This window comes from Roseovarius sp. JB2-10, from assembly GCF_055693585.1.
On sequence record NZ_CM146337.1, the window covers coordinates 2,293,801 to 2,315,930 of the forward strand.

Annotated in this window: 21 protein-coding genes; 19 read left to right on the forward strand and 2 right to left on the reverse strand. The window is 58.6% G+C overall.

What is annotated here, in order from left to right:
* Window positions 1-57 precede the first annotated feature (57 nt).
* Complete coding sequence (locus tag ACZ1HJ_RS11510; RefSeq protein ID WP_472718806.1) at window positions 58-390, forward strand: hypothetical protein; 333 nt, start codon at window positions 58-60, stop codon at window positions 388-390.
* Here ACZ1HJ_RS11510 and ACZ1HJ_RS11515 read toward each other — a convergent pair.
* Window positions 387-1,718 (reverse strand): flavin monoamine oxidase family protein, encoded by a 1,332-nt coding sequence (locus tag ACZ1HJ_RS11515; RefSeq protein WP_472718807.1) that lies wholly within the window; start codon window positions 1,716-1,718, stop codon window positions 387-389. The two genes, ACZ1HJ_RS11510 and ACZ1HJ_RS11515, sit on opposite strands and share 4 nt — an antisense overlap.
* Before the next feature lie 448 nt (window positions 1,719-2,166).
* Here ACZ1HJ_RS11515 and ACZ1HJ_RS11520 point away from each other — a divergent pair, with 448 nt between their 5' ends.
* From ACZ1HJ_RS11520 to ACZ1HJ_RS11580, 13 genes are all read left to right on the forward strand, one after another.
* Window positions 2,167-3,291, forward strand: a complete 1,125-nt coding sequence (locus ACZ1HJ_RS11520; protein WP_472718808.1) for an ABC transporter substrate-binding protein — start codon at window positions 2,167-2,169, stop codon at window positions 3,289-3,291.
* 69 nt (window positions 3,292-3,360) lie between these two features.
* Window positions 3,361-4,290 carry an ABC transporter permease gene (locus tag ACZ1HJ_RS11525; protein WP_472718809.1) on the forward strand — a complete coding sequence of 310 codons (930 nt, stop codon included), beginning with the start codon at window positions 3,361-3,363 and terminating at the stop codon, window positions 4,288-4,290.
* Window positions 4,287-5,090 carry an ABC transporter permease gene (locus ACZ1HJ_RS11530; RefSeq protein WP_472718810.1) on the forward strand — a complete coding sequence of 268 codons (804 nt, stop codon included), beginning with the start codon at window positions 4,287-4,289 and terminating at the stop codon, window positions 5,088-5,090. The genes ACZ1HJ_RS11525 and ACZ1HJ_RS11530 overlap by 4 nt, the downstream gene beginning before the upstream one ends.
* Before the next feature lie 13 nt (window positions 5,091-5,103).
* Window positions 5,104-6,207 (forward strand): ABC transporter ATP-binding protein, encoded by a 1,104-nt coding sequence (locus tag ACZ1HJ_RS11535; protein ID WP_472718811.1) that lies wholly within the window; start codon window positions 5,104-5,106, stop codon window positions 6,205-6,207.
* A gap of 39 nt (window positions 6,208-6,246) precedes the next feature.
* On the forward strand, window positions 6,247-6,906 hold the full coding sequence (locus tag ACZ1HJ_RS11540) for a TetR family transcriptional regulator C-terminal domain-containing protein (RefSeq protein ID WP_472718812.1): 660 nt from the start codon (window positions 6,247-6,249) through the stop codon (window positions 6,904-6,906).
* A gap of 66 nt (window positions 6,907-6,972) precedes the next feature.
* Window positions 6,973-9,042, forward strand: coding sequence for an oxidoreductase (locus ACZ1HJ_RS11545; protein ID WP_472718813.1), 2,070 nt, complete (start codon window positions 6,973-6,975; stop codon window positions 9,040-9,042).
* Between the two features lie 18 nt (window positions 9,043-9,060).
* Window positions 9,061-11,145, forward strand: coding sequence for an oxidoreductase (locus ACZ1HJ_RS11550; RefSeq protein ID WP_472718814.1), 2,085 nt, complete (start codon window positions 9,061-9,063; stop codon window positions 11,143-11,145).
* Window positions 11,146-11,154: 9 nt separating this feature from the next.
* Window positions 11,155-11,649, forward strand: a complete 495-nt coding sequence (locus ACZ1HJ_RS11555) for a hypothetical protein (protein ID WP_472718815.1) — start codon at window positions 11,155-11,157, stop codon at window positions 11,647-11,649.
* Between the two features lies 1 nt (window position 11,650).
* Window positions 11,651-11,893 (forward strand): hypothetical protein, encoded by a 243-nt coding sequence (locus tag ACZ1HJ_RS11560; RefSeq protein WP_472718816.1) that lies wholly within the window; start codon window positions 11,651-11,653, stop codon window positions 11,891-11,893.
* Between the two features lie 223 nt (window positions 11,894-12,116).
* The gene (locus ACZ1HJ_RS11565; RefSeq protein ID WP_472718817.1) at window positions 12,117-13,949 is read left to right on the forward strand and encodes an ABC transporter ATP-binding protein; all 1,833 of its coding nucleotides are present in this window, start codon (window positions 12,117-12,119) and stop codon (window positions 13,947-13,949) included.
* Window positions 13,950-14,170: 221 nt separating this feature from the next.
* Complete coding sequence (locus ACZ1HJ_RS11570; RefSeq protein WP_472718818.1) at window positions 14,171-14,332, forward strand: hypothetical protein; 162 nt, start codon at window positions 14,171-14,173, stop codon at window positions 14,330-14,332.
* Window positions 14,323-14,490: a hemin uptake protein HemP gene (hemP, locus tag ACZ1HJ_RS11575; protein ID WP_472722200.1), complete on the forward strand. Its 168-nt coding sequence runs from the start codon at window positions 14,323-14,325 to the stop codon at window positions 14,488-14,490. Before ACZ1HJ_RS11570 ends, hemP begins: the two co-directional genes overlap by 10 nt.
* On the forward strand, window positions 14,487-14,966 hold the full coding sequence (locus ACZ1HJ_RS11580) for a hypothetical protein (protein ID WP_472718819.1): 480 nt from the start codon (window positions 14,487-14,489) through the stop codon (window positions 14,964-14,966). The genes hemP and ACZ1HJ_RS11580 overlap by 4 nt, the downstream gene beginning before the upstream one ends.
* 79 nt (window positions 14,967-15,045) lie before the next feature.
* On the opposite strand, the gene ACZ1HJ_RS11585 is transcribed toward ACZ1HJ_RS11580, so the two are convergent.
* Window positions 15,046-16,599 carry an ABC transporter substrate-binding protein gene (locus tag ACZ1HJ_RS11585; protein WP_472718820.1) on the reverse strand — a complete coding sequence of 518 codons (1,554 nt, stop codon included), beginning with the start codon at window positions 16,597-16,599 and terminating at the stop codon, window positions 15,046-15,048.
* A gap of 347 nt (window positions 16,600-16,946) precedes the next feature.
* Between ACZ1HJ_RS11585 and betI the strand changes: the two genes are divergently transcribed.
* From betI to ACZ1HJ_RS11610, 5 genes are all read left to right on the forward strand, one after another.
* On the forward strand, window positions 16,947-17,519 hold the full coding sequence (betI, locus tag ACZ1HJ_RS11590; RefSeq protein WP_472718821.1) for a choline-binding transcriptional repressor BetI: 573 nt from the start codon (window positions 16,947-16,949) through the stop codon (window positions 17,517-17,519).
* Complete coding sequence (betC, locus tag ACZ1HJ_RS11595) at window positions 17,516-19,024, forward strand: choline-sulfatase (RefSeq protein ID WP_472718822.1); 1,509 nt, start codon at window positions 17,516-17,518, stop codon at window positions 19,022-19,024. The genes betI and betC overlap by 4 nt, the downstream gene beginning before the upstream one ends.
* Window positions 19,021-19,665 carry a glutathione S-transferase family protein gene (locus tag ACZ1HJ_RS11600; protein WP_472718823.1) on the forward strand — a complete coding sequence of 215 codons (645 nt, stop codon included), beginning with the start codon at window positions 19,021-19,023 and terminating at the stop codon, window positions 19,663-19,665. Before betC ends, ACZ1HJ_RS11600 begins: the two co-directional genes overlap by 4 nt.
* A 95-nt stretch (window positions 19,666-19,760) precedes the next feature.
* Window positions 19,761-21,419 carry a choline dehydrogenase gene (gene betA, locus ACZ1HJ_RS11605; RefSeq protein WP_472718824.1) on the forward strand — a complete coding sequence of 553 codons (1,659 nt, stop codon included), beginning with the start codon at window positions 19,761-19,763 and terminating at the stop codon, window positions 21,417-21,419.
* Between the two features lie 54 nt (window positions 21,420-21,473).
* Complete coding sequence (locus ACZ1HJ_RS11610; protein WP_472718825.1) at window positions 21,474-22,127, forward strand: thermonuclease family protein; 654 nt, start codon at window positions 21,474-21,476, stop codon at window positions 22,125-22,127.
* Window positions 22,128-22,130 lie beyond the last annotated feature (3 nt).

A 22,130-nucleotide genomic window follows, 5' to 3' on the forward strand; every position in this document is an offset into this window, starting at 1 on the left:
TCTTGCCGGGGTTTTCGCATAAGCCTTGGCGGGGAAGACCACATAAGGATGCGCCACTTGCCATACCAATTGCTTAACCAGTTTAGCCTCAAACCCGGCTTGGACCGCGCCCGGTTTGATGCGGCATGGGCAGTCTTTGGCAACTACCTTGTTGCGCAGGATCTGGCGGTTTCCTTCAGCCCGCTTTTCAATCGCCATTCTGATACGGGATACGACACGGATGCCGACCGCCCACATGAATTGATGTCGACGATTGATTTTCGCGACAAGAACCAGGCCGATGTCGCGTGGCAGGCAATTGAAACCCGTGCCCAGCCTTTGGGGCGGTTGCATGCGGCTGTGTTTGGGCAGGTGCATGATCCGGTTTTTACCTTTTGGCAGCGCGATTAACCGAGGGCTTTTGCGATTTTTTTTGCCGTTGCGTGGCCGCTGTAATAGGCGCCGTTGACCAATGCCGACACAGGACCACCGGTTGCCTCACCCGCGAAGTAGAGCTTTTCATCCAGGGTTTCCGCCAGCTTTTCACGTGCACCAAGCGCGCCGGGTTTGACCGCGCCATAGGCCCCGAGCGTGAGCGGATTATCAGCCCAATCCGTGGCGAACCCTTTGACGAAGTGTTTGCGGGCGTCGCTGCCCACATTGCGCACCAATTGTTCGAGCGCATAATCGACCACCGCGTCTTGACCTTGACCATAAAGCTCCCAAGCGAACCTGCCGCCGATATTGCCAAAGAGGTAATCGTGCCCGCATGGCCAGGCGACAAAGTAACAGGCCCGGCCAGCTTGATCTTCGGGGATGCGGTAGGTGACCCAGTTGTTTTCGCCCAGACCCAGGCGTGCCCCGTCAAACAAGAGCGGCACTTTCATCAACAACCCCATGGGAATATTTGCTGCAGCTTCCTGCTTCCAATCGGGCAGGGCGGGTGTGAATTTGATCTTGTTGGCATTCAGCACACCGGTTGAGACGGTCAAAAGGCACGCTTTGGCGCGCAGCGTCCCGGTGTTGGTTTCGACCGAAACACCGGGGCCGGAATAATCAATGCCGGTGACGGTTGTGCCCAATGAAATCGGCAGGCCTTCCGCAAGGGTGGCGACGATACTGCCCAAGCCCTCCTTGACGATGAAGCTGGGTTGGCTTGATGCGCTGTCCCAGTAATCAGCGGTGGAGACCTGATCAAAGTCGACGCCGTAATCCATGGCGCCGGACCAGGACTGTATCGCGGCGCCGTAGGGGATATCTGGCACCACTGTTGATGCGGCCACGTCCTTGCCTGCGCTGCCCGCCCTGTTGAGCGCGCGTTCAATCGCGCCCCAGGCGCGATCATATGCGGCCCATTCCGCGTCATCAGCTCGGTTGCCCTCCAGATCAAACAGATCGGTGTCGGCGCTGGTGTGATTGACTAGCGTGAAGCCACCTTCGTTGCCGATGCGCGTGAAGGGGTTGTTGTCCGAGCCTGAAATCCACGAGCATCCGTGATCCACAGGTGCACCAAACGTCGTGCTTTCAGTATAGGCGCGCCCGCCCACGCGGTCCGCCGCCTCGACGATCACAAATGACACGCCCTTGTGTTGGAGTGTCCGGCCGGCCTGCAATCCTGCGGCCCCCGCGCCGATGATCACAACGTCCGGATCACTTGGGATATTCTGAGCAAACAGAGGCGTTGCGCTGGCCATGCTCAAACCGGCCAAGACGGCGCGGCGTCCGATATTTTGTGACATGTGATGTCCTCCGGATTTATAGCTTTGGACACACGCTCCGCGGTAGTGCGATCCTTGGTCGACGTTCTTGAAATGCGTTTCCGGGCCTCATCAAAATCGGTAGCCGCCCGGTATAGGCGATTGGATACGTGCGGTGTAGGCGGCGTCAAAGGGATGATTCGGTGTGGCACGTTCATCTCGATTTTTCCTTCCGGTCACGTTGTCTAAAAATTCACATTGTGCCTGTTTTTCATCCGTTTTTGCGGCTGCCAAGCCCGATCCGGGCAAAAACCTTGACTCGTGCTAAATGGCCAATGAATGATTGAATGGTCATTCAGTGGAATGAACGCAAGATGATAAAAAGTCAATCTGCCAAATGCGCGTCCGACGCGGTGAGGTGGATCAGAAACAAGAATGCAAACGACGTCCCGGGGCGCCGCATTTGCATCGTAAGGGAGATCAGATTGTCATGGATGTACTTGACCAACTAGGGGCTGTTCGCGAAGGGAAGCTGAGCCGACGCGCGTTTACCAAGGGGCTGATGGCGGCGGGTGTTGCGATGGCCACCGTGCCAGCCGGCACCAGAGGCGCAATGGCCGCGCCTGAAGATCAGGCCACGTATTTCACATGGGGTGGATACGACATTCCGGAGCTTTTCGGTGCGTACCAGGAAAAGCATGGCGAGCTTCCGAACTTCGCCATTTTCGGCGGCTCGGAAGAAGCGTTGACCAAGATGCGCGGCGGGTTTGTTGTGGATGTATCGCATCCTTGCAACGCCAGCATGCCGCGGTGGGTGCAGACCGGCCTGTTCCAGCCGATTGATACAACACGCCTCGGCAATTGGGGTGATGTGATCCCTGAATTGGTCGCACTGCCCGGCAATGACGCGGAAGGCGATAATGTATGGATGGTGCCCTTTGACTGGGGCCAGACCTCGATCACCTACCGGACGGACCTGTTTGAGCTCGAAGGCGAGGAAAGCTGGGACATGCTCTGGGACAAACGCTATGGTGGGCGGCTTGGCTCACTGGCGGCGGGTGCAGACGCATGGTGGTGCGGTGCGATCAAGGCCGGTGTTGCGATGGAAGATATCGCGACCGAAGACGCCTTCACAAAAATCGCGGCTGCCATGCGCGAGCAGCGTCCGTTGATCCGCGTCTACACCGACGATACGACAACGCTTGAACAGGCACTTTCCTCCGGTGAAATGGCTGCGGCGATGACCTGGAACGCCTCGGCCACCTTGCTGAAATCCGAAGGTGTACCCGTCAAATTTGCGAACCCCAAAGAGGGCGCGTTGACATGGGTTTGCGGCGTGATGGTCCACAAGGATGCACCGAATGTCGACCGCGCTTATGACGTTATCAATTCGCTTCTGAGCGTCGATACCGGCAAATTCATGATCAATGATTATGGCTACGGTCACTCCAACGCGAAATCCTTCGATAGTTTTGACGCTGAAACTCTCGCGGGCCTTGGATTGAGCAAGAACCCGACGGATGTTCTCGGCGCTGGTCACTTCCAGCTGCCGCAGACGCAGGATTGGGAAACCCGCATGAACGAGCTCTTCGAGCAAATCAAAGCCGGTTTCTGATCTCATCTGCTTCGGCCCGCCAGTGCGATGCTGGCGGGCCATTTTCTTGCGAGCGAGCGTTCCTGACACATGGCTGATACTTCCATCCCTCAGGCGAAAGCCGACCCTGCCAGTCGACCCAGTTCCAGACTGGGCGCGCTGCTGCATCGAAACGAAACCCTGCGCGGGTATCTGTTGATGTCGCCCACCGTGCTGATCATGACCATCGGCATTATTATCCCGACCACCATCCTGCTGGTCATGAGCTTCTGGACCCGCGAGGGCTTTGGGTTCGATACCACAATGACGCTCACGAATTATCAGCGGGCGTGGTCCGAGCCGATTTTCGGCGCGCTGTTGTCCCGGTCTTTCTGGATATCTGGCGTGGCGACCGTGGCGACAGTGGTGCTGTGTTACCCGATGGCCTACTTCGTCGCGTTCCATGTGCACCGCAACAAGATGATGTGGATCATCCTGATGACGCTGCCGTTCTGGACCAGCTACCTGCTGCGGGTCTTCGCATGGAAGGTGATCTTGGGCTACGAAGGGGTGATCAACTCGGGCATGATGACGCTTGGATTGATCGAAGCCCCGTTGGAATTTCTGCTCTACAGCCAGACGGCGGTGATCATCACGCTGGCCCATGCCTGGGCAGCCTTTGCGATTTTGCCGCTCTATGTGTCTCTGGAGAAAATCGACAAATCCCTGCTTGAGGCCGCAACTGATCTGGGGGATGGGCCGTTCAAACGGTTCCTGCGCATCACCTTGCCTTTGTCGATGCCGGGCGTGATTGCCGCGTCATTCCTGATCTTTATCCCGACGACCGGTGACTACATCACGCCCGCGCTTCTGGGCGGGCCCGACGGGGCGATGATCGGTAACTTCATCCAGCTTCAGTTCGGGGCAGTGAACAACTGGCCTATGGGTGCGACCCTGTCGATCGTTCTGATGCTCTGGATATCGGCCATTGCGCTGGTGTTCCTTTTCCTGACCCGCAAAGCACAGGACAAGATCGCATGAGTGGTACATATATCAAACGCCCCAACAGGCCGCTGCAGATTTATGCGGTGATCTTCCTGATCGTGCTCTACGTGCCTGTGCTGTTCATTCCGATGTTCAGCTTCAACGACTCGCTCTACGTGCGGTTTCCGCTCACTGGTTTTACCCTCAAATGGTACGGCGAGCTGTGGCTCCGCGAACCGGTGTGGCATGCGCTTTTCAACAGCATCAAAGTGGGCATCGTGGTTGCGCTGATCTCGACCCTGTTGGGAGTGATCGCCGCCCGCGCCATTACCCGTTACCGGATGCCCGGAAAAAGCGCACTCGTAACCTTCATCATGATGCCTCTGGTCATCCCGGGGATTATTTTCGGCGTGGCCTTGTTGGTGCTGATGAGCCGTCTGGGTATCCCGCTTTCGCTCTACACCGTCACATTGGGGCATTTGATCGTGTGTCTGCCATTTGCCGTCGCCACGCTGTTGCCGCGTTTTGAAGGGTTTGATCCGTCGATGGAAGAAGCCTCTGCAGATCTCGGCGAAAACGGCTGGTGGACCTTCTGGCGCGTCACCTTTCCGATGGTCTTGCCGGGCGTGGTGGCCAGCCTGCTTTTGACATTCACGATCTCGTTTGACGAGTTCATCATGGCGTTTTTTCTGACCGGCACTGACCCAACCCTGCCGATGTATATCTGGGGTCAATTGCGGTTTCCGCAGGAATTCCCGTCTGTCTTGGCACTCTCTTCGCTGATCCTTTTCATTTCATTCGCACTTGTCTTCATCGCCCAACGGATTGGGCGCGTGGGGCTGGACGATGACCTATAACCGGTGACGACACATGACCAATGCAGATGCGTTCATATCCATCCAAAACGTGAACAAGTATTTCGGGTCGTTCCAGGCCATCGACGACATTTCGATGGATATTGCCAAGGGCGAGTTCTTTTCCCTTCTGGGCGCTTCGGGGTGCGGCAAAACAACGTTGCTGCGCATGTTGGCGGGTTTCGAATCCACCTCAGACGGTGAGATTTTTATCGATGATCAACCCATGTCCGATGTTCCTCCGCACCACCGACCGGTGAACATGGTTTTCCAGAGCTATGCGATTTTTCCCCATCTCAACGTCCGCGACAACATCGCCTACGGGCTGCGCAAACAAAAACTGTCCAAGGCGCAGCGGGCGGACCTCGTGGACGAAATGCTGGAGTTGATAAAGCTGCCCGGGTTTGGGGATCGCAAGGCCACCGAATTGTCAGGCGGTCAACGCCAGCGGATTGCATTGGCGCGGGCCCTGATCCTAAAACCCAAAGTGCTTTTGCTGGATGAACCTCTGGGCGCGCTCGACAAACAGTTGCGCGATCAGATGCAGCTCGAATTGCGCGCGTTGCAGCGCCAGGTGGGCATCACCTTTGTGTTCGTCACCCACGATCAGGAGGAAGCACTGACCTTGTCTGACCGGATTGCAGTGATGTCCGGCGGCAAGGTCCTTCAGGTGGATACGCCCGAGGGCCTTTATGAGCGGCCCAAGTCACGCGAGGTTGCCAGCTTTATCGGCAACATGAACTTCTTTGATGCAACGGTGCATCGCAACGGTTCGGCGATGGGATCGGTCGAAGTTCAGGGATTAGGCACAATTCCGATGCCGATTGAGCACCTTGTCAAACCGGATCAGACCCCGGTGCAGGTGGCGTTGCGACCGGAGAAATTCACCTTGTCTCCCGACAAACCTGAAACCGGATTAAACGTGGCCGCCACGTTGAGTACATCGGCCTATCTGGGTGAGCGCAGCCATCATTATGTCACCATCGAAGGGCGCGATGAACCGGTCGCTGTTTCCTCCCCAAATCTGGGGATGGGACGTGGCGCAAACAACGGTCAAAATGGCGCCCCGGTTTGGCTCTCTTGGTCCGCCGATGCCATTGTGATTTTGGACCGGGAATAGCCACCCACCACCCGCCGCAACGCCATGTTGGATAGCAATATGAACAAAACGATCAGAAGCGAAAAATCCGGCCCCAAAACACAGCGGCGCACCGCGTCCAAGGAAGTGCGTCGTGGTCAACTGATTGATGCCACCATCAATTCCATCGCCAAGCACGGGATTGGCGGCACAACGATGCAAACTGTGACCGAGATCGCGGGCCTGTCGATCGGCATTGTGAATTTCCATTTCGAGAGCAAGAAAAAGCTTTTTGAAGAGACGCTGGTGTTTTTGGCGCGCGAACATCACGATCAATGGTTGAAAGCCTATGAAGATGCCGGGTTGAGTGCCACGACCAAGCTGCAGGCGATTGTAGATGCGCATTTCCATCGCAAAATCTGCACCCGCAAGAAACTGGCCGTTTGGTTTGCCTTTTATGGCGAGGCCGGTCGGCGTCGGGTCTATCGCAAATTGATCGAAGACATCGATGAGGAACGCTTCGACATCTGTATCGCGCTCTGCGAAGAGATCGTGTGTGAGGGCGGGTACAAAGGCATGTCGCCGCGCCAGATCGCGAATGTGCTCGAGGCGCTTTATGACGGGTTGTGGTTGGATATTCTGACCTATCCCGACAGCTATTCACGCGATTCCGCACGCGCCCATGTGCACGGGTTTTTGGCCACCGTGTTCCCGCAGCATTTCGAGATGCCTGAATTTTAACGTTTGCCTGATGGAGGCAGGACGGGCCGGGCATGCCTGTGCCGTCTCACGACCGGAGTACCCAAGATGGTCCGCGACCCGCGCTACGATATCCTGTTCGAGCCTGTTAAGATCGGGCCTGTCACCACGCGCAACCGGTTCTATCAGGTGCCGCATTGCAATGGCATGGGGCATGCGTATCCGTCGTCCATGGCAGAAATGCGGGGAGTCAAAGCCGAAGGCGGCTGGGGCGTGGTGTGCACCGAACAGGTCGAAATTCACCACTCTTCCGAACTGACCCCGATCATCGAAGGTCGTCTGTGGGACGACAGCGACATTCCCATCATGAAAAAGATGACCGACAAGATCCACGAACATGGCAGCCTTGCAGGGATAGAGCCTTGTTATGACGGCCTGCACACGGCCAACCGGTTCAGCCGCGAAATCCCGATGGCCCCGAGTGCGCGCCCGGTCAACTACATGGACCCGATCCAGTCACGGGTGATGGATATGGCGGACATACGTCAGGTCCGCCACTGGTATGTCGAGGCGGCCAAGCGGGCGCGTCGGGCCGGATTTGACGTGATCTATGTCTACGCAGGCCATGATTTGAGCGTGATCTCGCATTTTCTCTCGCGCCGCTGGAATGACCGCGGCGATGAATATGGCGGCAGTCTAGAAAATCGCGCCCGTCTTTTTCGCGAAATCCTGACCGACACCAAAGAGGCGGTGGGGGATACCTGCGCCGTTGCCGTCCGGTTTAGCGTTGATGAATTGATGGGGAATGACGGACTGACCTCTAAGGGAGAAGGCCGCGATGTCGTCGAAATGTTGGCCGATATCCCGGACCTTTGGGACGTGAATGTCAGTGACTGGGACAATGACAGCATGACTTCGCGTTTTGCCGGTGAAGGTTTTCAGGATAGCTATGTGTCCTTCGTCAAGACCGTGACCAACAAGCCCGTGGTGGGTGTGGGCCGCTACACGTCGCCCGATACGATGGTCAAGCTGATCAAATCAGGTGCGCTCGATTTGATAGGCGCCGCGCGGCCTTCGATTGCTGATCCCTTCCTGCCCAAGAAGATCGAGGAAGGGCGCGTGGAAGACATTCGCGAATGCATCGGCTGCAATATCTGTGTGTCGGCGGATTTCACGTCTGTGCCGATGCGCTGCACGCAAAACCCAACCGTGGGTGAGGAATGGCGGCGCGGCTGGCATCCGGAACGGATTGCCCAGAAACATGCGGATGAAAGCGTGTTGATCGTGGGGGCCGGTCCTTCAGGCCTAGAAGCGGCGCGGGCGCTGGGTGAGCGCGGCTATGCGGTGACACTGGCCGAGGGGTCAGATGTGCTCGGAGGGCGGGTGGTGTCCGATAGCCGCTTGCCCGGATTGACCGAATGGAAACGCGTTGCCGATTACCGCGCCTACCAGATCAGCCAGATGGCAAATGTGGCCACCTATCTGGACAGCCGGTTGAGCGCAGAACAAGTGCTAGAATTCGAGGCGGATCACGTGGTGATCGCGACCGGAGCAACCTGGTGTGACACAGGCATTGGCCGGGCGCATCACAAACCAATTCCGCGCGACAACGGCGCACGTATCATCGTGCCGGATGCGCTCGGGTCCGGCCCGGCGATCAATGGACCCGTGGTGATCTTTGACGATGATCACTTTTACATGGGCGGGCTCATGGCGGAACTGTTGCGCGCAGAGGGGCATGCGGTGACGTTTGTGACGCCAGCCGCAGATGTCTCGCACTGGACGCATAATACGTTGGAACAGGCACGCATTCAGACCCGTCTGATTGAGATGGACGTGGAGATCATTCCGCTGCACACGGTGACCCATATCGGCGTCGATAACGTAACGCTGGCCTGCGTCTACACCGACAGGACGCGCAAAATTGCCTGTGGAACGTTCCTGCCCGTCACCATGCGGCGGCCGGTAGATCAATTGTATCACGATCTGGTGGCGCATCCGGAGACAGGCGACGGTGGCCCCAAAAGCATTACCCGAATTGGCGATTGCCTGGCACCCGGCACGATCGCGGCGGCGGTTTATGCGGGCCATCGCTATGCCCGCGAGTTGGGGGAGGCGCGCAACGATCCCGATGTTGTGCCGTTCCGTCGTGAACTACCAAATCTGGCCGCCGAATAGGCCCCAAGGAGACAGGCCATGACCCGCGACCCTCGCTACGATATCCTGTTTGAGCCGGTAAAGATTGGCCCCGTGACCGCCAAAAACCGGTTCTATCAGGTACCGCATTGTACCGGGATGGGCCATATCAGGCCCCGGACGCTGGCCGCGATGCGGGGCGTTAAAGCCGAGGGCGGGTGGGGCGTGGTCTGCACGGAATACAACTCCATTCACCCAACCTCCGATGATCTGCCCCATCCATCGGCGTCGCTGTGGGATGACAGCGATGTGCGCGCACACAGCCTGATGACCGACGCGGTGCACGCGCATGGCGCGCTGGCCGGGGCAGAGCTGTGGTATGGTGGGGCGCGGTCGGCAAATCTGCTTACAAGATTACCGTCAATGGACATCTCCAGCATGCCAAATCTGGCGGGTCACCCATTTCAGACCCGGGCCATGGACAAAAGCGATATTCGCACGCTGCGGCATTGGCATCGGCGCGGGGCCCTGCGCGCCCGCGAGGCCGGGTTCGACGTGGTCTATGTCTATGCCACACATGGCTATCTGCTCTCGAACTTCCTCAATCCGCGGATCAATGCGCGTACCGATGAATATGGCGGCAGCCTTGAAAACCGCGTCCGGCTGGTGCGCGAACTGATCGAAGAAACCAAGGACGCGGTCGGCGATCGGTGCGCGGTTGCGGTCCGGTTTTCGGCCGATGAAGAGATTGGCGAAGATGGGCATCCGATCCCCGGCGAGCGGCGCGATATGCTGGAAATGCTCGCCGATCTGCCGGATCTCTGGGACATCAACATCGCAGATTACTCGTTGGAAATGGGCGTATCACGCTTCGTCAAGGAAGGCGCGTTGGAGCCCTATATGGCATGGGTGAAATCAGTCACGTCCAAACCGGTTGTGACCGTCGGGCGTTTTACATCACCGGACACGATGGTCAGTCAGGTCAAACGCGGGATCACGGATTTTATCGGCGCGGCACGCCCGTCGATCGCGGATCCGTTCCTGCCCAAAAAGATCGAAAAGGGCGCGATTTCCTCGATCCGCGAATGCATTGGCTGCAACGTTTGCTATTCGGGCGACAGTATCGGGGTGCCAATACGGTGCACGCAAAACCCGACAATGGGCGAAGAATGGCGCCGCGGGTGGCATCCCGAAGGGATCACGCCAAAGGCATCAAATGCACGCGTATTGATCGTGGGGGCAGGGCCCACGGGTCTGGAAGCAGCACGGGCCTTGGGCGCGCGCGGGTATGACGTCATGCTCGCCGAGGCCACGCGGGATCTGGGCGGGCGCGTCACAAAAGAGGCAAGCCTACCGGGCATGAGCGAATACATCCGTGTGCGTGACTACCGGGTGCAGCAGTTGAGCGAGATGCCCAATGTCGAGGTGTTCCGCGAAAGCAACATGAGTGCGCAAGATGTCATCGCCGTCGGCGCGGATCACGTGGCACTTGCAACGGGTGCGCATTGGCGCGCGGAGATCTTCAACGGTGAGGTATTTGCCCCCGTGGCCACCGGCGATGCGTCCACGCATGTCTTTACGCCGGATGACATCATGGCCGGTCACCTCCCGGACGGTCCGACGCTGATCTATGACGGAGACGGCTACTACATGGGCAGCGTGATGGCCGAGGTGGTGCGTGCCGCCGGGCAGGCCGTGACCTACTGCACGCCTTCCGACAGCGTGTCGTCCTGGGCGGGCAAGACATCGGAACGTTGGCGTGTCCGCTCGCACATGATGCGGCAGGGCGTTCAGATTGAAACCGCCCAGATTTTGACGGGCTTTGATGGCGCGCAGGCCAAATTGGAATGTGCGTATAGCGGTGCGGTGAAATCGTTGCCGGTCGAAAACATCGTGATGGTCAGCGGCCGACGGCCAAACGATGCGCTTTACCATGCGCTGCGCGGGAATGCAGAACCTGCTGATTTGCCCTTCACGCTGACCCGGGTCGGGGATTGCGACGCGCCGGCTATTATCGCGGCTGCGGTCTATGCCGGACATCGCTACGCGCAAGAGCTGGATGCGGAGATTGATCACGATGTGCCGCTGCGCCACGACCGCATCGATGTGGGGCTGGACGACGCGGCACCGGCCCAGTGGAAGTGAGGAACGCAGATGCCTGCAGATAAAATTTATCTTGAAACGTTGCTTCTCTACTATGAAGAAGAGGTCGAGGGCGAGGCCTATTTCGAAGTCATGGCCGAGGCGTTTGATGCACCTGAACACAAAGAAAAGCTGCGCCTTCTGGCCGATGTCGAACGGCATGCGGCCCAAAGTGTCGAGCCGCTTTTGGCGAAATACGGGCTGCAATCGCGCCCACGTGCAGAACTGCGCGCATTGGGGAAGGCCGAGGCGAAGGCGACCAAACCGGATTGGGCGGCACTTATTGGAGGGATGAGGGCGTCTTATCCCGGCTACCTCGTGTCCTTCGAGAAGCTTGAGGCAATGGCCCCGGCCGCAGATCGCGCGCGCCTGTCTTTCCTGACCGAACATGAGAACGCGGCGCTTGCGTTTTTGGCGGCAGAGGCGCGCGACCCGCTGACCAGCACAGCCCCATTGCAAAAATATCTGGCAACCGACCCGGCGGTCTGGGTTGCGCGGGTGGCCTGAAATGCGCCATGCCGGTCTGATGCTGTCTTTTGTCCTGTGGTCATCGGTGGCTTGGGCGCAGGAGGTGTCTGATACGGCGCTCGACCCGACGCCTGATGCGGAAACGCTAAACACTAATGAACCAAGCGCTGATCAAGCTTACGAATGCCAAAGCTGTACCGCGCGGCACAAAAGCCTGCAGAAGTTGCAGCAGGCACGAACCGGTCCTGATACGTCCACCGACACCGGCGATGACACCAACTGAAATCGGCACGGGCACATGGGCAAAGCGGCAACAGTTTGCATGTCCAAATTCAGGGGCCTGACATTTCGCAAATTGTTTGGTATGTCTGCTGCGACTCATGAAGGAGAGATGTCGATGAGAATGATCAGGATCCCGCGCCAGAGCTGACAAGCCGGTCCTGAAAGGGTGGCTTGCGCTACCCCAAACTCACATCGTCATTTACCTGCGCCCGTTGGAGGGCATCATGTTTCGAAAATTCGAGAATATCGTTGATCCATTCGCACCCGTTCCCCGTGGAACGCCGCCGCTGGCCCTTGGGGCCTACCTTCGGTCGCAAATGCGCCCGTTCAAGAAGTGGTTGCCCAGTATTTTCATCGTCGGCCTTGTTGTCGCGTTCATGGAAATCTGGCTGATCTTCTACGCGGGCCGTCTGATTGATCTCATGTCCGAGGCCGGACCCGGCCAATTCTGGGCCACCCACAAAGTGGAAGTCATCGCCGCAGCGCTCTTTATCCTGCTGCTCCGGCCCTGTCTCTTTGCGCTGAACCATCTGCTCTTGGGGCAGGCCATGGCGTCGAACCTTCAGGAACAGGCCAGATGGCGCGCCCATACGCATTTGTTGGGGCAATCCTCCGGGTTCTTCCAGAACGACTTTGCCGGTCGGTTGGCCAACCGCGTAATGCAGGTGGGTCCGGCGGTCGAAGACAGTGCTTATCTGGCGCTGGAAGGCATCTGGTTTTCGCTGACATACATCGTCGGCGCTATCCTGATCCTTGGTGATGTCGATATCCGGCTGGCCATTCCGGTGGCGCTCTGGCTGGTGGTCTACGTGCTCTTTGTACGCAAAATCGCGCTCCGCGTGGCGAAGGCGTCCGAAAAATGGTCGGACGCCCGATCGCTGGTGACCGGCCGCGTGGTAGATGCCTATGCCAATATCGAGACGGTCAAGCTTTTCTCCCATGGCGACCGTGAAGAGGCCTATGCCCTGTCGGCCATGCGGCGTCTGCGTTTGCGGTTCCAGCGGTTCATGCGACTGATGACCGAAATGGAGTTTGGCCTGAACCTGATCAATGGCTTGCTGATGGTCGGCGTTGTGGCGCCCGCGATCTGGCTGTGGAGCACAGGGGGTGTCACCCTTGGGCAAGTTGCAGCGGCGTCTGCACTCACAATCCGGCTCAATGGCATGAGCGGATGGATTGTCTGGGTAACCATTCAGCTTTTTGAAAACGCGGGCACCATACGCGAAAGCCTGCGGTCGATCGCCAAACCGCAAGTCGTTCTGGATGCCCCGGATGCGGCACCTTTGGTTGTGACCCGTGGTGAGATCAAGTTCGAGGATCTGAGCCACCACTATGGCAAGGACAAGGGTGGGTTAAGCCATGTCGATCTGACCATTCCTGCCGGGCAACGGGTGGGTCTGGTGGGGCGTTCCGGAGCCGGAAAATCAAGTCTTGTCAATCTGTTGCTGCGCTTTCGTGATGCGGAACAGGGCCGTATCCTGATTGATGGTCAATCCATCGCGGAGGTCACCCAAGACAGCCTGCGCCGCGAAATCGGGATGGTTACGCAAGACAGCTCCCTGTTGCACCGTTCGGTGCGTGCCAACATTCTTTATGGCAAGCCGGAGGCTACGGAGGACCAGATGATCGCGGCGGCAAAACGGGCCGAAGCACACGATTTCATTCAGGATCTGTGTGATCCGGAAGGACGTGTCGGCTATGCCGCGCAGGTCGGTGAGCGCGGCGTGAAGCTGTCCGGTGGTCAGCGGCAGCGCATCGCAATCAGCCGGGTTGTTTTGAAGGACGCGCCCATTTTGGTGTTGGACGAGGCGACATCCGCCTTGGACAGCGAGGTCGAAGCCGAAATCCAGAAGGCCCTTTATGGCATCATGCAGGGCAAGACCGTGATTGCGATTGCGCACCGTTTGTCGACGATTTCGCAGATGGATCGGATCGTGGTTCTGGATGAAGGCCACGTGGTGCAGGATGGCGCACCGTCCGACTTGTTGAAGCAGGATGGCATCTACGCGGACCTTTGGGCGCGGCAATCGGGCGGGTTCATCGCCAGCGGAGACTGAAGCCACATCGACCACGCGCGTGATCGCGTGGCCATGCAAAGAGAGCGGTGCGGGGGGAAACCTCCGTACCGTTTGCGTTTGGAAGGCGCGAACGTGCGAGTTCCGTCAAGTTAACAATAGAGTTCTTGACAAACCTGACTTAATCACTCAACAATAAATCAAGCCATCCTGTTACGACCGGACAAGCCAGCATTTCAATATCCCTGGAACTGGAGTGGCTCATGCAAAACCAAGCCCCAGACCCAATCAGCACACGTGCCTTCAACAGCAGCCGAATAGATTTGATCTGTTCGGCCTTCGAAACCGGCAGCTTGTCGTTTTTCAACCTCGAGCACTGCCTTGACGCAATCGAGAAAGACGAATGGAAGGGGATATGGTGGTGAGTGTGATCGAACAAAGTACAAAACGGCTTGAACATTCTGTTCCTGTCTATGATGCGATGGACCTGACCCAGAATGAGGGGGTGGCGCATATCCAATTGAATGACCAGCTCTACACCCTGCGCATCACCCGTGCGGGCAAGTTGATTTTGACCAAATGAGCACGCCAACGCCGTTTCGGGGCGGAGCCCCGGTGGGCCATGTGGGTGATCTTGGACCGGTGGAGGCGGGTGCCATCCTCTATATGCGCCTATGGAGTAATGGCGCCGAAGCGCAGGCGCAGGTCTGGAATGACTTTGCCACAGCGCTTGGCCCGGTGCAGGGGCGCAAGGCGTTGAAATCGTTTGAAACGCTTTGCCGTCTCTGCACCCACCATGCCCGCCGTCCGATGATGCGACACAGCGTTGGCTGCTCTTGTGTTGGGGCGGACGAATCCTGCTTTGCCAATTTCATCGGCTATGCCAGCGAGGGCGAACGGGAGGACGCGTTCTTGATCGCCACCAACATGGTGCGTCCGGATGTTGCGATCACGCTGGTGGAATTGGCGCAGGATGTGGGTGTTGCGCTCAAACGCATGGCTGTCATGGCGCAGCGCCCTGTTGGCCCCACACCGGACGTCAATATCCAACTGCACTAGGCCCAGGCACCGAACGGGACAATCCACAAAAAAGGGGCCGGAAATCCGGCCCCTTTTGCTATGTCTGATCGTGGAAGGATCAGGCGAACGACCAGCGCTCCGCCCAACGTTCCCCGTCCATATCCCAGTTCGAGCCCAGGCTGTCGGAGATCTTGACCTTGTTCGATGTTGCAAAGACGTAGTTTGCAAACATCGGGATGATCACACCACCCTGGTTCGAGACAATGTCCTGCATTTCGTAGTACATCGCCTGACGCTTGGCTGCGTCCAGTTCGGCGCGGGCTTCGACCATCAGGGCCTCGAACTTGTCGTGGCACCAGAAGCTGTCGTTCCAGGCCGCACCACACGAGTAGGCGGTTGCGAACATCTGATCCTGAACCGGACGACCCGACCAGTACACGGCCGAGAATGGTTTCTTCATCCAGACGTCTGACCAGTAGCCATCGTTCGGCTCACGCACGACCTTGAGGTCGATACCCGCGGCCTTGGCCGAGTTCTGGTACAGAACGCCCGCGTCCACGGCACCGGCAAACGCGGCATCCGCAGCCGAGAGGCTGACTTCAAGACTGTCCAGACCGGCTTCCTTCAGGAAGAACTTGGCCTTGTCCGGATCATATGTCTTCTGCTCCAGATCCTTGTTGAAATACTGCTGACCCTGGCCAACCGGCACGTCGTTCCCGACCGAACCGTAACCGAACAGGATCTTCTCAACCATTTCCTCGCGGTTGATGGCGTATTTCAGTGCCTGACGTACGTTGTTGTCGTCAAACGGGGCCTGGTTTGTGGACATCGCGAAGGTGAAGTGCTGTGTGCCTGCCACCGAGTTGATGTTGATATTGGCGTTGCGGCCCAGCAGACCCACTGTTTTCAGGTCCAGACGGTCGATCACGTCAACGTCGCCGGAAACCAGCGCGGTTGTGCGGGCATTCTGGTCCACCAGCGCCAGCATTTCGATGCTGTCGAAGAAGCCCACATCGTCACGCCAATGGTTCGGGTTGCGCTCCATTGTGACCGATACGCCGAAGTTCTTGGACTTCAGGATGTAGCTGCCGCAGCCATCGCCGGATTCCCAATCAATGCTGTCATCTTTGGCCGGATGGATTGTCAGGTGATAATCGCTGAGGATGAAGGGGAAGTCCGCGTTGCCGCCGGAGAGTTCAAACACAACCGTGTCGCCTTCGATGCCGATGTTTTCAACCGGAGCCACCAGTGGGCCCGCAGCCGAGGTTGAATCTTCGCCCCGGTGGAAGTTGATCGAGGCGGCGACGTCTTCCGGTGTCAGGTCTTTGCCGGAGTGGAATTTCACACCCTGGCGGATTTTGAAGCGCCATGTCTTGGCGTCTGGCGTGGCTTCCCAGCTTTCAGCCAGTTCCGGCGCGAGCGAGCCATCTGCCTTCACCTCGGTCAAACGACCGTGGATGGCAAACGCCATACCGATGGTGAAGCCGTTTTCCCATGTGCCGGGGTTCAGCGTGTCGGTTGTCTGGCCGTGGCCTTTACCGACGCGCAGGTGACCACCGCGCTTTGGGGCAGCAAGTGCGCCGCTGAGCGGCAGAGATGCCGCAACGGCGGTCGCTGCTGTAGTTTGTAGGAAACGGCGCCGATTCAGGCCGCCATTGTTGATAAGTGTCATACGTTTTCTCCCTGGTAGTTTGGTGTTCTTGGGGTTCTGCCACGGCGGATTGGCGTGGTCAGACCTTCTGTTACTTTCGTCGATCGTAGCAGCGTGTCTGCGGAAACTTGCGTCACAGAAGCGGTTGTTTTCGTCATATTTGGAGTAAAGCCCCTAACACGTTCCACGTCGATTGAACGGCCAAAGCTTAGGCCGATGCGCAAACTATGTGCAAGGTCAATGTAACATGACGGCAAAGAGACGGCGAACAAACAGCGCTCACTTTTTATTGATTGACGAGTCAATTAAACACGCATACGACGGTTTGGCAATTCAAAAAACGGGGGTTTTCAGTGCCAAAAGTGGGGATGGAACCGATACGCCGTTCGGCCTTGGTCGAGGCCACGATCCATGAAATCGGTGCGCAGGGCACGCTGGATGTCACCGTAAGCCAGATTGCCAAACGGGCGGGGATGTCCAGCGCGCTGGCGCATCATTATTTTGGCTCCAAGGAACAGATTTTTGCCGCCGCGATGCGCCACATCCTGACGCTTTTTGGTGCCGAGGTACGGGGCGCGATGCTGATGGCCAAGACGCCGCGTGACAGGATCGAGGCGATCATCCGTGCCAGTTTTGCACCGGCGCAGTTTCGCCCTGAATTCGTATCAGCCTGGCTGAACTTCTACGTTCAGGCGCAAAAGTCGGACGAGGCGCGGCGCTTGCTGCACATTTATCAGCGGCGTTTGCGCTCGAACCTGCACCATGCGTTTCGCCAGATTGCCGGTGCGGATGCGCGCATGCTGACGCGCGGATTGGCGGCCATGATCGACGGGCTCTACATCCGTCAGGCGCTGCGCGAGGACCCGATGTCGCGGGCGGCGGCGATCGACGTCTTGCTGCATTACCTCGACACCAGCCTGGCCGAAGGAGCACGTGAATGAGCGCGCCTAACATTATGATTTTTATGGTGGATCAGCTGAATGGCACGCTCTTTCCGGATGGCCCCGCTGATTGGTTGCATGCGCCCAATCTGAAAAAACTGGCGGCCCGGTCAACGCGCTTTGCCAATGCCTATACCGCGTCGCCGCTCTGCGCGCCCGGACGGGCCAGTTTCATGTCGGGTCTTTTGCCATCGCGCAGCCGGGTTTATGACAATGCGGCCGAATTTGCCGCCGACATCCCCACCTATGCCCATCACCTGCGCCGCGCCGGGTATCAGACGTGCCTTTCGGGCAAGATGCATTTTGTTGGCCCCGATCAGATGCACGGGTTCGAGGAGCGCCTGACCACCGATATCTACCCCGCCGATTTCGGCTGGACGCCGGATTACCGCAAACCCGGAGAGCGAATTGACTGGTGGTATCACAATATGGGCTCAGTCACCGGCGCGGGCGTGGCCGAGATTTCCAACCAGATGGAATATGACGATGAGGTCGCCTACAACGCGACCCGCAAGGTCTATGATCTGGCGCGCGGTCACGATGACCGGCCCTGGTGCCTGACGGTCAGCTTCACCCATCCGCATGACCCCTACGTGGCGCGCAAGAAATACTGGGATCTCTACGAGGATTGCGAGCATCTGCTGCCAGAGGTTCGGGCGATGGACTACGCCGATCACGACCCCCACGCGCAGCGGATTTTTGATGCCAATGATTGGCGGTCCTTTGACATCACCGAAGAGGACATCCGCAAATCCCGCCGGGCCTATTTCGCCAATATCTCGTACCTCGATGACAAGATCGGCGAAGTGATGGAGGCGCTGGAGACCACCCGGCAAGAGGCAGTGATCCTCTTTGTCAGCGACCATGGTGACATGCTGGGCGAGCGGGGCCTCTGGTTCAAAATGTGTTTCTATGACGGCTCGGCCCGTGTCCCGTTGATGGTGTCGGCGCCGGGCATGGAGCCAGGCCGGATCGACGCGCCGGTCAGTACGATCGACGTCTGCCCGACACTGTGTGAGCTGGCCGGTGTCAGCATGGAAGAGGTCGCACCCTGGACCGAAGGCCAGAGCCTTGTGCCACTGGGGCAGGGGCAGGAGCGTGATGCGCCGGTGGCGATGGAGTATGCGGCGGAGGCGTCTTACGCACCGCTGGTGTCGCTGCGCTATGGCAAGTGGAAGTTCAATCGCTGCGCGCTGGATCCGGATCAACTTTTCGACATGGAGGCGGACCCGCATGAGCTGACCAATCTGGCGGGTGACCCGGCACATGCGGGCACCCTGGCGCAATTGCAGGCCAAGGCCGAGGCGCGGTGGGACCTTGAGGCGTTTGATGCGCAGGTGCGCGAAAGCCAGGCGCGGCGATGGGTGGTCTATGAGGCGCTCAGAAAGGGTGGCTATTACCCCTGGGATTATCAGCCGCTGCAAAAAGCCTCCGAGCGCTACATGCGCAACCACATGGACCTTAACGTCGTTGAAGAAAACGCTCGGTTCCCGAGGGGCGAATGATGCTGACGGTACTGGGGCGGGCAACATCGTCAAATGTGCAGGCCTTGCTCTGGGGGCTGGAAGAGCTTGGTTTGAGCTACGAACGGCAGGACTACGGTGAGAATTACGGCGGCCTCGACACGCCGGAGTTCCGCGCGATGAACCCGCATGGCAAAATACCGGTTCTCAAGGTGGGGGAGCAGGCGCTTTTTGAGACGCCCGCGATACTGCGCTATCTGACTGAGGTCCATGGCGGTGAGGCGTTCTGGCCGCGCGATCCACTGGCGCGCGCCGAGGTCGACATGTGGGCGGAATGGGCCAAGCACGATGTGGCCGAAGCCTTTACCGGGCCAGTATTCTGGCGCGTTGTGCGTACGCCGAAGGCCCGATGGGACTTACCCGCAATTGGAACGGCAGTTGAGGACTTGGAACGTCAGTTGGAGATTGCCGAAGCGCGATTGGCGACACAGTCTTACCTTTGTGGCGATGCCCTGAGCCTTGCGGATATCCAGTTCGGGCATGTGCTCTACCGGTATTTCGATATTGAGATTGAACGGCGCGAATTTCCGGCTGTGCGTGCGTATTACCAACGTTTGACGGCCAGGCCCGCCTATCAATCGACGGTGATGATTTCCTATGAGGTGCTGCGTGACACGGTTTGATCTGACACCTCAACGGCGGGACCGTCGCATTGGCACGCCGCCCACCCACCCACCCCGTCGCGCCAATGCGACGCCTCAACTGATCCGGGGGTTCCATGGAAGCTGACTATGTAATCGTGGGCGCCGGAAGCGCCGGGTGCGCCATGGCCTATCGCCTGGCTGAGGCAGGCAAATCCGTGTTGGTGATCGAACATGGTGGTTCGGACATCGGGCCATTCATCCAGATGCCCGGTGCGCTCAGCTATCCGATGAACATGAAGATGTATGATTGGGGGTTCCAGAGCGAGCCCGAGCCGCATCTCAATAATCGCCGTTTGGCCTGTCCGCGGGGCAAGGTGATCGGCGGCTCGTCCAGCATCAATGGCATGGTCTATGTGCGCGGCCACGCCCGTGATTACGATCATTGGCGCGATCATGGTGCGGACGGATGGGGTTATGCCGATGTACTGCCCTATTTCAAACGGATGGAGGGCTGGGACGATGCCGGCCATGGCGGCGATCCGGCATGGCGCGGCAGCAACGGACCCTTGAGCATCACGCGCGGTACGATGGAAAACCCACTGACCCGCGCCTTTGTTACCGCTGGCGGGCAGGCCGGGTATGAGCTGACCGATGATTACAATGGTCAGAAGCAGGAGGGGTTTGGCCCCTTTGAAATGACCGTGAAGAACGGGCAACGCTGGTCAGCGGCCAATGCCTACCTCAAACCGGCGCTCAAGCGTGAGAATTGCGATATCCTGCGCGGCCTTGTGCACCGCGTGGTGATGGAAGACGGCCGCGCCGTTGGGGTCGAAGCCACGGTCAAAGGGCAGAAATCCGTGATCCGGGCGCGGGCGGAGGTGATCATCGCGGCATCCGCCATCAACTCGCCAAAAATCCTAATGCTTTCGGGGATCGGTCCCGGCGCGCATCTGACGGAGCATGGCATCGACGTGGTGGCGGACAGGCCGGGAGTGGGGGGCAACCTGCAGGACCACCTGGAGCTTTACATCCAGATGGCCGCAAGCCAGCCCGTCAGCCTCTATAAATACTGGAACCTTGCGGGTAAGGCCTATGTGGGTGCGCGTTGGCTGATGGGTTTTGGTGGACCGGGGGCCAGCAACCAGTTTGAAAGTTGCGGATTTATCCGCTCCGACAAGGGGGTGGATTACCCCGATGTGCAGTTCCATTTCCTGCCCATTGCCGTGCGTTATGACGGCAAGGCGGCGGCCGAGGGACATGGCTATCAGGCCCATGTCGGCCCAATGCGCAGCAAGTCGCGCGGGGCGATCACCCTGCGCAGTTCGGACCCGATGGCGGATCCGGTGATCCGCTTCAACTACATGAGTGACGAAAGCGATTGGGTTGATTTCCGCAAGTGTATCCGGCTGACGCGGGAAATTTTCGCGCAGGACGCTTTCAAACCCTTCGCCAAACACGAAATCCAGCCCGGTGCAGACGTGCAATTGGATGACCAACTGGATGATTTCATCCGCGAACATGCCGAAAGCGCCTATCACCCTTGTGGGACGTGCAAGATGGGTGCCGCGAACGATCCCGACGCGGTGGTGGACCCGCAGGGGCGCGTCATTGGCGTGGACGGGCTGCGTGTGGCCGATAGCAGCATTTTCCCGCAGATCACCAATGGCAATCTGAACGGCCCGTCGATCATGGTCGGCGAAAAGATGGCGGATCATGTTCTGGCGCGTGATCCCTTGCCGCTGGACAATTCGGAGCCTTGGATCAACCCGCGGTGGGAAACGTCACAGCGTTAACCTTTTTGGCCGCAGCCGCTTGATTTTGGCGCCATCACCGCCGATATAGGGCGCGTGTTAAGAATTTGTTCACTTTTTGTCCTGCTCGTACTGGCCGTTCCGGCACAGGCGTCGGTCGAGGGCGCAATCCGCGTGATTGACGGTGATACGCTGGATGTGGGCGGCGTGCGTGTGCGGTTACACGGCATTGATGCGCCCGAATCCAGCCAGACCTGTACACAAACCGATGGCACGTCATGGCAATGCGGCGCGTGGGTCAGCCGCGAGGTGCGGGCGCGTTATCAGGGCGCGCAGGCGGCGTGCGCACCGGTCGAAACGGATCGCTACAACCGGATCGTTGCGGTATGCCGGGTTAGCGGGCAGGACATGGCGCGCACCCTTGTGCGGGAAGGAATGGCCGTTGCGTTTCGGAAGTATTCCAGCGCCTATATCAAGGAAGAAGAACGCGCCGCACGGGCGGGTATTGGCCTGCATGCGGGTGTGTTTCAACGACCCACAGCGTTTCGCAAGGCACAGCGGTCTGAAGGCGCGACACCTACGGGTGAGTGCCGGATCAAAGGCAACATATCAAGCAAGGGCACCCGTATTTTTCACAGCCCCGGCCAGCGGTTTTACGACGCCACGACGATCCGAACTGACAAAGGCGAGCGATGGTTTTGTACCGAGGCAGACGCGCGGCGAGCAGGGTGGCGCAAAGCCCGGCAGTGATGC

What these genes read in the sequence shown, in the direction of transcription:
- ACZ1HJ_RS11570 (WP_472718818.1), top strand. Translation starts at nt 14,171, where the DNA reads ATGCAAAACCAAGCCCCAGACCCAATCAGCACACGTGCCTTCAACAGC.
- ACZ1HJ_RS11525 (WP_472718809.1), top strand. Translation starts at nt 3,361, where the DNA reads ATGGCTGATACTTCCATCCCTCAGGCGAAAGCCGACCCTGCCAGTCGA.
- ACZ1HJ_RS11565 (WP_472718817.1), top strand. Translation starts at nt 12,117, where the DNA reads ATGTTTCGAAAATTCGAGAATATCGTTGATCCATTCGCACCCGTTCCC.
- ACZ1HJ_RS11555 (WP_472718815.1), top strand. Translation starts at nt 11,155, where the DNA reads ATGCCTGCAGATAAAATTTATCTTGAAACGTTGCTTCTCTACTATGAA.
- ACZ1HJ_RS11520 (WP_472718808.1), top strand. Translation starts at nt 2,167, where the DNA reads ATGGATGTACTTGACCAACTAGGGGCTGTTCGCGAAGGGAAGCTGAGC.
- ACZ1HJ_RS11585 (WP_472718820.1), bottom strand. Translation starts at nt 16,599, where the DNA reads ATGACACTTATCAACAATGGCGGCCTGAATCGGCGCCGTTTCCTACAA.
- ACZ1HJ_RS11560 (WP_472718816.1), top strand. Translation starts at nt 11,651, where the DNA reads ATGCGCCATGCCGGTCTGATGCTGTCTTTTGTCCTGTGGTCATCGGTG.
- ACZ1HJ_RS11545 (WP_472718813.1), top strand. Translation starts at nt 6,973, where the DNA reads ATGGTCCGCGACCCGCGCTACGATATCCTGTTCGAGCCTGTTAAGATC.
- ACZ1HJ_RS11530 (WP_472718810.1), top strand. Translation starts at nt 4,287, where the DNA reads ATGAGTGGTACATATATCAAACGCCCCAACAGGCCGCTGCAGATTTAT.
- ACZ1HJ_RS11600 (WP_472718823.1), top strand. Translation starts at nt 19,021, where the DNA reads ATGATGCTGACGGTACTGGGGCGGGCAACATCGTCAAATGTGCAGGCC.
- ACZ1HJ_RS11580 (WP_472718819.1), top strand. Translation starts at nt 14,487, where the DNA reads ATGAGCACGCCAACGCCGTTTCGGGGCGGAGCCCCGGTGGGCCATGTG.
- hemP (WP_472722200.1), top strand. Translation starts at nt 14,323, where the DNA reads ATGGTGGTGAGTGTGATCGAACAAAGTACAAAACGGCTTGAACATTCT.
- betI (WP_472718821.1), top strand. Translation starts at nt 16,947, where the DNA reads ATGGAACCGATACGCCGTTCGGCCTTGGTCGAGGCCACGATCCATGAA.
- ACZ1HJ_RS11540 (WP_472718812.1), top strand. Translation starts at nt 6,247, where the DNA reads ATGAACAAAACGATCAGAAGCGAAAAATCCGGCCCCAAAACACAGCGG.
- betC (WP_472718822.1), top strand. Translation starts at nt 17,516, where the DNA reads ATGAGCGCGCCTAACATTATGATTTTTATGGTGGATCAGCTGAATGGC.
- betA (WP_472718824.1), top strand. Translation starts at nt 19,761, where the DNA reads ATGGAAGCTGACTATGTAATCGTGGGCGCCGGAAGCGCCGGGTGCGCC.
- ACZ1HJ_RS11515 (WP_472718807.1), bottom strand. Translation starts at nt 1,718, where the DNA reads ATGTCACAAAATATCGGACGCCGCGCCGTCTTGGCCGGTTTGAGCATG.
- ACZ1HJ_RS11535 (WP_472718811.1), top strand. Translation starts at nt 5,104, where the DNA reads ATGACCAATGCAGATGCGTTCATATCCATCCAAAACGTGAACAAGTAT.
- ACZ1HJ_RS11550 (WP_472718814.1), top strand. Translation starts at nt 9,061, where the DNA reads ATGACCCGCGACCCTCGCTACGATATCCTGTTTGAGCCGGTAAAGATT.